This window comes from Pedobacter sp. UBA5917, assembly GCF_002432345.1.
GTDB lineage: Bacteria > Bacteroidota > Bacteroidia > Sphingobacteriales > Sphingobacteriaceae > Pedobacter.
Map to the genome: position 1 here is coordinate 1 of NZ_DJDT01000219.1, position 12,003 is coordinate 12,003.

8 protein-coding genes are annotated in these 12,003 nt (G+C 41.5%); 1 reads left to right on the plus strand and 7 read right to left on the minus strand.

All coding sequences use genetic code 11. The features are described 5' to 3' along the window. Positions 1-411: 411 nt before the first annotated feature. From B2V92_RS14675 to nirB, 7 genes are all read right to left on the minus strand, one after another. A complete protein-coding gene (locus tag B2V92_RS14675; RefSeq protein WP_293309399.1) occupies positions 412-1,893 on the minus strand; it encodes a rubredoxin in 1,482 nt (493 codons plus the stop codon). A 3-nt stretch (positions 1,894-1,896) separates the two neighbouring features. Next, positions 1,897-2,400, minus strand: coding sequence for a nitrate reductase associated protein (locus tag B2V92_RS14680; protein ID WP_293309401.1), 504 nt, complete (start codon positions 2,398-2,400; stop codon positions 1,897-1,899). 121 nt (positions 2,401-2,521) lie between these two features. Beyond that, positions 2,522-6,067, minus strand: a complete 3,546-nt coding sequence (locus tag B2V92_RS14685) for a nitrate reductase (RefSeq protein ID WP_293309403.1) — start codon at positions 6,065-6,067, stop codon at positions 2,522-2,524. A gap of 42 nt (positions 6,068-6,109) precedes the next feature. After that, on the minus strand, positions 6,110-7,477 hold the full coding sequence (locus B2V92_RS14690; RefSeq protein ID WP_293309405.1) for an MFS transporter: 1,368 nt from the start codon (positions 7,475-7,477) through the stop codon (positions 6,110-6,112). A gap of 32 nt (positions 7,478-7,509) precedes the next feature. Then, positions 7,510-7,905, minus strand: a complete 396-nt coding sequence (locus B2V92_RS14695) for a hypothetical protein (protein WP_293309407.1) — start codon at positions 7,903-7,905, stop codon at positions 7,510-7,512. Between the two features lie 58 nt (positions 7,906-7,963). Beyond that, the gene (gene nirD, locus B2V92_RS14700; protein WP_293309409.1) at positions 7,964-8,314 is read right to left on the minus strand and encodes a nitrite reductase small subunit NirD; all 351 of its coding nucleotides are present in this window, start codon (positions 8,312-8,314) and stop codon (positions 7,964-7,966) included. A 42-nt stretch (positions 8,315-8,356) separates the two neighbouring features. Continuing rightward, a complete protein-coding gene (nirB, locus tag B2V92_RS14705; RefSeq protein WP_293309411.1) occupies positions 8,357-10,870 on the minus strand; it encodes a nitrite reductase large subunit NirB in 2,514 nt (837 codons plus the stop codon). Positions 10,871-11,121: 251 nt separating this feature from the next. On the opposite strand from nirB, the gene cobA reads away from it, so the two are divergent. Continuing rightward, positions 11,122-11,886: a uroporphyrinogen-III C-methyltransferase gene (gene cobA, locus B2V92_RS14710; RefSeq protein WP_293309413.1), complete on the plus strand. Its 765-nt coding sequence runs from the start codon at positions 11,122-11,124 to the stop codon at positions 11,884-11,886. Positions 11,887-12,003 lie beyond the last annotated feature (117 nt).

A 12,003-nucleotide genomic window follows, 5' to 3' on the forward strand; every position in this document is an offset into this window, starting at 1 on the left:
TCCTGAATTTATTTCAGGATCCATTTTGCTAGACCCTGAAATAAATCCGATAGCTATCGGATCAGGGTGACTGATTTTATTATAAAAATCGTCATCTCGACCGTAGCGGAGAGATCTATCTCGAGGCAGATTTCCAATATATCCGTGGTCTGTGTCCCCACAGACCACTTTGAGGTTATTTATTTCAGAAATGCTTAATTTTATAAATGGTCTGTGGGGACACACACCATGGAGCAGAGCAGAAGACCTTTTTTGTCGCAGTTTGTTTTTGCCACGAAGATTTGAAAAAAAACATTTTGTCATTCTGAACGCAGCGAAGAACCCGAAGGCTCTGCGAAGCAAATCTTTTTAGGCCAGTGCAACGGAACACAGAGATTCTTCGTTACACTCAGAATGACTTGATATTTTGGACTACAAAACCAGTAATACCGCTTGATCAATTTTGTTAAAACCCTCTTTTCCACTGTCGCAGAGGGCACAGCAATAAGTTTCGGGTAAATCATTAAATGCGGTTCCCGGTTCGATCTTGTTTTCTATTTCGCCGATCTGTTCGTTATAAACTGTTAAACAATTGTTGCATTGGTATAAAAATATACTCTCTTTTTTTTTGCTTTCGTCGCTATGGGAATTTTGCTTTTGACCGTTATTTTTAACTGCATTTAATCGGTGTTTGTAAAACCTGAATATCGAACGCCTTAATTGTTCGGGTAATATAAAACTGGGGTTACCGCTGCTGAAAACTTCTCCGGTACGTTCGTTAGGATTAAAATCCTTCGCACATAAAATATCATAAACCGGGAATAATTTTAAACCCAACAAATTAATCAAATGACGTTTTTGGATCAGGATACTACTAAAAACCTCACTTTTTTTTCGAGTTTTAATGCCAAAACAGATGCCGAAAGTACGCGTATCATCAATGCTCAAATGTTTTACCAGAAAATTTTTTAAAGCCAGGCCTTCGCTGCAGTTATCCTCCACCTGAAAATTAAGTTCGTTTGCGGCGTGCCGCATATTGACCTCAAATTCTTCGAGCAGGGCATTCCAAAGGTGTTTGTCTTTTTCTTCGATCCCTTTAACAATAATGGTTTTCCATGAGGTGCAGCACAGCTGACCAAGCTTAGTGGATAGGCAAAGCTGGCAGAGTTTTTTTAAAAATACAATGCTGAACAGTTCATCGCGCCGGTAAATGCCCAGCCAGTATTTGTTTTGGTACCGGTTTAAACCTTCATAATAAGGTAAATTAAAAGCAGCTAAAGAAACCGGGCTTTCTGCTGGTTTTAAAATGAAATTTTCATGGTCTAATTGGTTAAAAAGCGTTTCGCCACTGGCCTGTTTGTTATCAATAAACTGATCCGGATTATTTTTGATAATGCCTTCCAAAACCTTGGTAACCTTGGCGATATGATTGGTGTAACAAAGTAGGTTCCATTCGTAAATCACATTGGTTTTCGGAAAACGGATAATCAAATGCCAGTAGTGTTCCGATTGCGAGGAAGCGATCCAGTTAATGTTACCCGTAAGCATAGGCGTAAAACTTTGATGGCCATCACAGATATTCACTTTAACGGTCGGTTTAAAGTCTATTTCACCCAAAATATCTTTATAAACCCCTTCCGTAAGCCATGTTTTCTGGATGAAAATTTCTTCAGCAGGATAAGAGCTGATGATATTAGGATAATGATTGGTATCTATTTCGTAATCAATACCGAGTTTGTCAAGTTCGACCGTAAATTGAACAATGTTATAATTTGTGGTATCAATCAATAACTGCTGCCGTAGACCGAAGCGCACATATTGTATCTGCGCTTTCGTTGCAGCAACCAGAATATTGTACAGGTTGCCAGGCGATATAATGCCTCCGGAAAAGTTAATGGTGATGGTTTGATACATGTTTTAACTGCTTAAGAGTCCAAATTCTGCTACTGCCTTGGGAAAATTCTTATTTTCGTGTCCGGACCTGCATAATTTTATAAGCGCAAACCTTTGAATGTTGGTAAGGCTGCACCATTGTTGTATAGAAATCTGTATGGCCATTTCAGCTGATTTTTCGGTTAACATGTTTGGGATGCGGTGTAAGTTGCTCCAATCAGGCAGGGGATCTATAGCCATCGTTGTGGCCTGGTTTCCGGTGTATTTAGCGATCAGCCCGATCAGGAACTGGTGATAAAGATCTGTTTCCTCCTGATTAGAAACTGGTAGTAAGGCCAGTTTTATCCGTTCAGACGGATGAAATTTGCTCCACTCGGCCAGTTTTAGCTTAATTCCGGCTGCGTCCATCTTAAAACGGACAATCATCGGAATACAACGTACATTTTCTTCGATAAAATCTTCTTCAAACTTAAAATATTCAATCCCTTTAAGATTTTTAAATTCAGAAGGACTCATTTTTACTTTCATTGTCTCTTTATTTAGTGTTTTCTATTAACTCGGTCGTCACCCTGTCCCGAATCTTCGGGATCAGGGTCTTTCATGCTAAAGAGATGCTGAAATAAATTCAGCATGACGAATCAAGGGGGCGCTAGGTTAAGACAGGTTTTTGCTCTGTTTTTGGCACATTCACAAAACTGTCCAATATGGCTTTCACTTCCGGTCGGCAACTTCCACAGCCCATTCCGGCGCCGGTAAGCTGGCAAAGTTGAAGGTGATCTTTACAGCCCTCTTTTATTTTATTGATCAGGTTACCTTCGCCAACGTTGTTACAGCTGCATACTGTTTTGCCGATAATCGGTTCGGCTGTTTTGCCGCTCCTTAACAGTTGAAGCCGTTTTTCGCTTAGTTCCATTTTATTTTCAATCAGGTTACGGAATTCTAAAAACTCGCTTTTATCACCGATCAATATGGCACCCACGAGTTTATCGTTGTGTACGATGCATTTTTTATAGTAGCGTTTTGCTTTATCGATAAAAACTATCTCCTCGTAGATAGGGTCGTTGTTTGGGATTTCGGCCAATCCTAAAGAGCAAAGTTCTAAACTGTGCATTTTAAGTATATTCATCAACAAACTGCCCTGATAAAACCTGGCAATATCGCCACAAAGGAAACGTGCAACAATTTCAGCCTGTTGTTCTGCAGCCGCAGTAATGCCGTACATCTGGCCTTTAAACTCGGCGATTTCACCAATGGCATAAATGTCTTTTTCGTTCGTGCGAAGGTATTCATCCACCACAACACCTCTTTTGCACTCAATGCCAGCGGTTTTGATCATTTCGGTATTGGGCACCGTACCAATGGCAATCACCAGCGATTCGCAATCGAGTAATAAACCGCTTTTTAAGCGGATACCCGAAATGCTTTTTTCGCCGATTACGCGGTCTACCTCGTCATTATAGAAAATCTCGATGCCTTTGCTGATCAATTCTTCGTGCAACAGCTGGCTGCCTAAAGCATCGAGCTGACGCCCCATTAATCTTGATATCCTTTGAATGATGGCTACTTTTGATCCGGTTTCGGCCAGTGAGGTGGCCAGTTCGATCCCCAATAAACCACCGCCAACAATCACCACTTTTCCGTTGGTGTTATCTACATGTTTTCTGAAATCATCGGCATCGTTTCGGCTTCGCATGGTAAATATGCCTGGTATTTTGGGCAGGTCTTTAAGCACAAAAGCCCTGCTTCCTGTAGCCAGGAGGAGAACATCGTAAGCATGTGCTTTTCCATTATCATCGCTAACGGTTTTATTTTCTTTGTCGATTTTGTCAATGCCCAGCCCGCGATGAAGCTTTATGCGGTAATCAATTTCCTCACTATCGCTCATTTTAATGAGATTGTGCCAGGGTAGTGTGCCGATAATGTAATCGGGCAAGAGTACGCGGTTGTAAAAAGGAAAATTCTCTTTGCTGAAAATTTCGATATCATCTTCGGTATTCAGGGCCCGGTAACTTTTTACAAAACCGCAGGCACCGGCTCCTGCACCGATAACGATGATTTTCTGCCTTGCTTTTTTATACAATTTTACCTGTACGGCACTGAATTTAAAATCGGGTTCTTTGCTCTGTGCATCAACAAGGTTATTGGTGAGGTTATTTACGCGGTTTAAATCACTTTTTAGAATCAAACCCCAATGCATGGGCATAAAAACCACGCCGGCTTTAATGTCCTCCGAAAATTTGGCTTTTACGCGTACATTTCCGCGTAAACTGGAAACTTCGATGATGTCGTTGTCTTTAATGTTTCTCATTCCGGCATCAATTGGGTTGATTTCTAAAAAAGATTCGCTGATGTGCTGATTCAGTTTGTTTACTTTACCCGTTTTACTCCTGGTGTGCCATTGGTCTCTTACGCGTCCGGTGGTTAAAATTAATGGATGCGCTGGTGTTAAGGCTTCCGATTGATTTTGATCATCAAAAGATAGGATATTGGCTTTTTTATCAGGTGTATAAAACTGATGATCGGTAAATAGCCTGGCAGTTCCATAAGCTTTTTCCTGTTTAGGGTAGGGCCATTGGACGGCTCTTTTTTCTTTTAAAATCTGATAATTAAGTCCGCTGATATCGATATTGGTTCCTTCGGTAAGGGCTGCATGCTCATCGTATATTTCGCCTGCATTTTTAAAACCGAAACCATCGAAACCCATTTTTTTTGCGAAACGGCAGATGATTTCAGCATCCGGCAAAGCCTCTCCGGGTGCTTCGGTTATTTTACTGAGGTAAGAGATGTAACGTCCGGCATTGGTCATGGTACCTTCTTTCTCAGCCCAGGCCGCAGCAGGCAGTACTACATCTGCATATTTTAAGGTTTCTATTTTGTTGCTGATATCCTGTACCACTACGAATTTTGCCTTTTTTAAACCTTCTTCGGCCATGCGTACATCAGGCAGACTAATTAGCGGATTGGTACATAAAATCCATATCGCTTTTAGCTTGCCACTGTTCAGTTCGTCGAACATTTTGGTTGCGGTTAAACCCGGTTTTGGTTGAATGGTGCCTAGTGGGATATTCCAAAACTTTTCGACCTCATTGCGATGGCTTTCGTTGGTTAATAGACGGTGCGCAGGTAATAAATTACTTAAACCACCAACTTCGCGTCCACCCATGGCATTGGGTTGCCCCGTGAGCGAAAAAGGGCCACTACCGGGTTTACCGATGTGGCCTGTAATCAGATTAAGGTTAATTAACGAAAGGTTTTTGTTGGTGCCCACCACACTTTGGTTAAGGCCCATTGTCCACATGCTGATAAAACCTTTGGCATTGCCGATGTAGGAAGCGGCCAAACGGATATCGCTTTCATTAATCCCGCAAATTGCTGCAGCATCAACCAAAGTAGTTTCAAAAACAGTTGTACGGTATTTTTCATAACCATTGGTGCTGTTGTTAATAAAACCGGCATCAATTTTTCCATCCTCGATCAAACACCTGCCAATGGCATGGTGAAGCGTAATATCGGTGCCCGGATTAAGCTGTAAATGCACATTGGCGAGCGAGCAGGTCTGTGTTTTCCGCGGATCGCTCACAATGATCTTTAAATCCGGATTTTTCTGCTTTGCGGCCTCCACACGGCGCCATAAAATAGGATGGCACCAGGCCGGATTTGCGCCTGCCACAAAAATGCAATCGGTTAGTTCGATATCATCGTAACTAATGGGTACGGTATCCTCGCCAAGACTCATTTTATAACCAACAACCGCACTGCTCATACATAAGCGGCTGTTGGTGTCGATGTTATTGCTGCCGATAAACCCTTTGATTAATTTGTTTACCACATAATACTCTTCCGTTAAACACTGTCCGCTGGCATAAAATGCAACGCTATCGGGGCCATGTTTTTTAATGAGGGCTTTAAAAACGGCTGCAGTACGTTCCAATGCGGTATCCCAGCTTACACGTTGCAAAGACATGTTTTTGTTGTAACGCATTTCGGGGTAAAGCAACCTGTCGCTTTTATCGTTTGCCGTATAATGCAGGTTCATACCCTTACTGCACAGCATACCCTTGTTAACCGGATGGTTTTTGTCGCCTTCAACCGTTATCCGTTCGTGTATATCTTTGCTCACCACAATGCCGCAGCCCACGCCGCAATAGCAGCAGGTAGTGGTATTATTGGCCGGTATGTTTTTTTCTTCTTTCAAATGGATCGGCTTAAATGGGTTGATTTTTTTAATGCTGAGAGATTATTTACTCGGACTAAGCGCTAATTCTTCAATATTTACTCTTTTTTGGGCCATAACAGTTCTGAAAATGAACACTGCGACACCAATTCCGAGGATAATGAAACCCAGTAGGGTAAATGCGCTGGTATAACTGATCAGGTCTTTTTGGACATTGATTCCGTTTTCAATTACGGTTTTTGTAGCGTGACCTGCTTTTGCCTTGAACATGAAAGCAATAAGCATGGCTCCGATATTTCCACCCGCACCCACAATGCCGGCAACGCTGCCCACAGCAAGTGGATTGATAAAAGGAACAAGGCTATACGTGGCACCGTTTGCCATTTTTAAACTTAAACCGAAAACGAACATCATGAAAATGGCCATGCCGATATTGCCCGATTTTGCGAAAAGTATAATCCCGACACCCTCTAAGAGAAGTAAAAGGGCCAATAAAAGTGTTTTTCCATCAAAACCCCATGTTTTGCCTATTTTATCGGCCACTATACCGCCAAAAGGCCTGGCAAAAACATTTATCCAACCAAAAATACCGGCAACCATACCTGCTATAGCTATTGTAGCACCAAATGAATCAGTAAAAAAGATCGGGGCAAAATTGTCGACTGTAATCTCTACGCCGAAACAGGCTGCGTAGGCGATGGTTAAAATCCAGGTACGGTAATCTTTAGCTGCAAGTAGGAAGGTGTTTTTGGTACTTTTAACGGTTTCGTCTTTTAAATCTTTAAAGTCGCCCTGTGGGGTATCCAAAGTATAACGGTTATATAAAAAGGCACAGATTAATAACATTACACCAGGAAAAATCATGGCATAACGCCAGCTGTCTTCGGTGCTGCAAAAACCCAATGCGGTAAATCCGGATGCAATTAAAGGCATAAATAAATTAGCTGCACCACCACCTGCATTACCAAAACCGCCTGCTGTTGCATTTGCAGTTCCTTTAATATTGGAAGCAAACATTACGGAGGTGTGGAATTGCGTAATCACGAAAGAAGCGCCGATAACACCAATGGCCAAACGGAAAAGCAAAAATGAAGTGTATGATTGGCTGGTACCGATCAATAAAACCGGAATGGCACACAATACCAACAGCCAGGTATAAATGAGTTTTGGACCGAATTTATCAATTAGCCTGCCGATTAGTAAACGGGCAATGATGGTGGCCGATACGGAAGCAATCTGGATATTGCCCACCTGATCTTTAGTGAGGTGCAACTGCTCCCTTGCTATTTTCATTAAGGGGGCCATACCGAACCAGGCAAAAAAGCAAAAGAAAAAGGTTAACCAGGTAATATGAAAGGTTTTCATCTGGATTCCTTTGAGCGAAAATATGCTGAGTTTATCGAGTGGTTTATTTATAGTATCAGTTGTCATAACCATTAGTTTAGCGTAAATAAATGTTTGATTTAAAATTTATAACCTAAGCCCACACCTACATTCCACTCGCCATTTTTTACAGCGGTTTTTGGGTTATAGTACAAGGGTACCTGTAGAGCCACATGGTGGAATGCTGTGGTTAACCCAATGCCCAGGTTAGGGGTAAGTGCTTTATTTTTTGGTGCGCCTGCAGCTACTTTATCCTCCTTTATCCTAAGGCTGGGTAATAGTCCCAATAAAATGCAATAAGGTTTTTTGCTGAATTTGATACTTGGGCCTGTGCAATTGATAAAAGCACCGTGGTCAACATATCCGGCAACGAGCGTGCCATCGAATAAAACGGCCTTTGTTTGCGATCGGGCCGAAAAAAAAGACATGGTAAGTGCCAGGCAGCCAGTTATGGCTACATAATTTGAGGTTTTCATAATGTTTTGGTTTGGGTTAAATTTTCATTCGGAAAAGGTTTAAATCTTTTGGGTCAGGTTAAGATTTTGGCATGGTGCCAATATAAACAGTTCCGTTTTCTACCTTTACGGGATAGGTTTTTATGGCGCACTCATCGCCGCTTAAACATTCGCCGGTATTTAAGGAAAATGTTTTTTTGTGGAACGGGCAGGCTACCTTAGGTTCGTCGGTAGCGCTTCCGATCATGCCACGGCTTAAAGCCATCTGCTTTTTATGCGGACATTCGTTCTGTGTGGCATACCACTCATTCCGCCTTGTAAAGTAGAAGAGTGCAATCTGGTCTTCGCCATGCTTGATACAGACGCCGCCATTTTCGGCGGCATCTTCAACACGGCATGCAGCTAACCAATTGTTTGTTGTTTCTGTCATAAGGTTAATTTTAAGTTAAACATTGTTGTTGATTATATTTGGTTAGACTGATTTCCATTCTGCGGTTCTTTTTTGTCCGCGCATGTCCACAAATTCTATTGTCGGATCCTTTTCTTCAGGAGCGTTTACAAAGTGTGAGAACCTTTTTCTGATTGCGGGGTTTTCTACTGCTTCTTTCCATTCGCATTTATAGGCGGCAATTAAACCTTCCATTTCTTTCTCCCACTGCGTAGCCATTCCTAAGCTATCTTTGATGATTACATTGCGCAGGTAATCTATTCCGCCTTCCATCTTGTTCAGCCATGTAGCTGTTCTGGTTAACGGATCGGCAGTGCGGATGTAGAACATCAAGAACCTATCGATATATTGTATGCAGGTTTCGCTATCAAGGTCTGTGGCCAATAAAAGTGCATGTTGGGGTTTGCTTCCTCCGTTTCCGCATACATATAGGTTCCAGCCTTTTTCTGTCGCGATGATGCCGAAATCCTTGCTTTGTGCTTCAGCACATTCCCTGATACAGCCACTCACCGCTGATTTTAGTTTGTGTGGTGCCCTCAGGCCGCGGTACCTTTCTTCAATTTCAATGGCAAAACTTACGCTGTCGTGTAAACCAAACCTGCACCAGGTACTTCCTACACAGCTTTTTACCGTACGTAAACCTTTTCCGTAAGCATGTCCGCTTTCAAATCCGGCGGCAATCAATTCTTCCCAGATTATGGGTAGGTCGTTAAGGTGCGCGCCAAATAAATCAATGCGCTGACCGCCTGTGATTTTGGTGTAAAGATTATATTTTTTGGCTACTTCGCCGATTACAATCAGTTTTTCGGGTGTAATTTCCCCGCCCGGAATTCTCGGTACTACAGAATAGGAGCCACCTTTTTGGATATTCGCCAGAAAACGGTCGTTACTGTCCTGGGCAACATCATTACCCTTTTTAAGGATCATCTCATTCCAAAGGCTTGCCAATATAGATGATACCAAAGGTTTGCATACCTCGCAGCCATCATTTTTACCAAAAGCATCTAATACTTCATCGTAACTTTTTAAGCTGTGGATATGGATCAGGTCGTAAAGCTCTTGCCTGCTGTAGTTAAAGTGTTCGCAGATTACGTTTTTAATGTATTTACCCTGTGCTTTTAAGGTATAATTCATTAAATCTTTAACCATCGGTACGCAACCACCGCAACCGGTACCTGCTTTGGTACATTTTTTCAGGTCATCGATATTTTCACATCCACCATCGGCAACGGCTGAGCAGATATCGCCTTTGCTCACGCCTTCGCAACTGCAGATTAACGCACTATCGGGCAAACCTGTAATGCCAGCACCGCCTGCGGCTTCGTTTCCGCCCCGGGCGCCCAATATCAGTTCTTCAGGATCTTCGGGTAGTATAATGCGGTTAACGGAAGTTTGCAGCAGCAGGTTATACGCCGCTGCATCTCCGATTAATATACCTCCTAAAAGGTATTGCCCGTCATTACTAACATTTATTCTTTTATATATGCCTTTGTGTTTATTTTCGAAAATGATAGTACGGCAATCGGGTTCGGTAATGAAGTTATCTCCAAAACTGGCTACGTCGATACCGATTAGCTTTAGTTTGGTGCTCATATCAAACCCGGTAAAGCTTTTATCTCCCTCGCAGAGGTTGGCAGCAAGTACTTCGGCCATTTCGTAGCCCGGTGCAATCAAACCATATATCATACCATCATATAAGGCACATTCGCCAATGGCAAATACCGATGGATCGTTGGTCTGCATTTTTTCATCCACAACGATGCCGCCTCGTGCACCAACCTCAATGCCGCAGGCTTTTGCAAGCTCATCACGTGGTTTTATTCCGGCAGAAATCACCAGCATATCTATGGCTAAATGAGTATCGTCGCTAAATTTTAAGGCAGTAATATTTTCATCACCTTCAATACAGGTGGTGTTTTTATTCAGGTGGATCTGCAAGCCAAGATCAGTGAGTTTTGATTTAAGCATGTCGCTCCCTGCTGCATCTATCTGTCTAGGCATTAAGCGGGGCGCAAATTCTACAATACTGGTGTTGTCAATACCGAGATCGATCAATGCTTTGGCGGCTTCCAGTCCGAGCAGCCCTCCGCCGATAACAGCTGCGGTTTTTGCCTTTTTAGCGTAATTACTAATCAGATCGAGATCTTCTATCGTGCGGTACACAAAAACACCTTCTTTTTCGATCCCTGGTATATTGGGTACAAATGCTCCGGAGCCAGTGGCGAAAACAAGGACGTCGTAATCATAAGCCGATCCGTTACCGTCGTAAACTTTTTTCAGCTGGCGGTCTATTCTGGTAACCGGATGATTTAGGTATAATGTAATGTTCTGTTCCTGGTACCAGTTTTCTTTAGATAGTGAAAGATCTTCGGCTGTTTTGCCATTAAAGTATTCGCTTAAATGAACACGGTCGTAAGCACGGCGTGGTTCTTCGCCAAAAACAGTAATTTTAAAATGATTTGACTTAGATTTTAGCTTTTCGCAAAATTTATACCCCACCATTCCATTTCCTATTACAATTATTTGTGGTTCTTTCATGAAATATTGAATTTTTACTGTTTTTGTTAGTTTATTTCGGTTGTTTTTGTTTTGACTATCTTTTTTACTGGGATTTGTAATGAAATAATAGCCTTAAAAATCATTAATTGAATATTTATATGATTTTTGATATTCAAATATAGATTTATTTTTAAAATAAACTTGTTTTTTAATGATTTTTATCATAAAAAATTTAAATTTTTAATAAAATTTCATCACTTTTATATTTAAATAGTTAAATCATTAAAATTATGGATGTAAAAACTGACGATTTTGGACTTTTTATAATGGGTGGAGGTCCTGGTGATCCTGAATTGATTACTTTTAAGGCTTATAATGTGCTAAAAAGAGCGGAAGTTATACTTTATGATAACTTAAGTAATGAAAAATTGCTCGAAATTGCTCCGAAAAGCTGTAAAATGATATATGTTGGCAAGCAACCTTATGGGAAATACACTCCACAGGAAAAAATTAACGAATTAATAGTAGAAAATGCCCAAAAATATGCTGTAACTGTCCGTTTAAAGGGCGGAGATCCATTTATTTTCGGTCGTGGCTTCGAAGAATTGATTTATGCAGAGGCAAGAGGAATAAAATGCCACTATATTCCGGGGATTAGCAGTATGCAGGGCGCCGGATTTATCGATGTACCTTTAACACACCGCGGTATTAGCGAAAGTGTATGGATCCTTACCGGCACAAAAAAGGATGGGAGTTTAACCAACGACTTAAAGTGTGCCATGAAAAGTTCGGCCACTGTAGTGATATATATGGGCATGAAAAAAGTTGGCGAAATATCAAAAGCGTATTGTGATGCAGGTTTAGGTACAATGCCTGCGGCAATTATCCAGCATGCTACTTTACCCAATCAAAAACAGGTAATATGTACGGCGCAAAATTTACAAGAATCGGCAGAAAACGCAGGTTTAACTTATCCAGCCATTATTATTATAGGTAATGTAGTGCAGGCAAAGGCTTATGCAAATCTGAACCAGGGAGAACTATTATCGGCGTAATTGGTTTATTGGTTCATTGTTTAATTGCAGGATTGTTAAATTGTTAACTGCAAATTGCCAACTGTAAACTGGTCATTTGTTCAACGCGATACGTCCTCCTGAACTTGTTTCAGGATC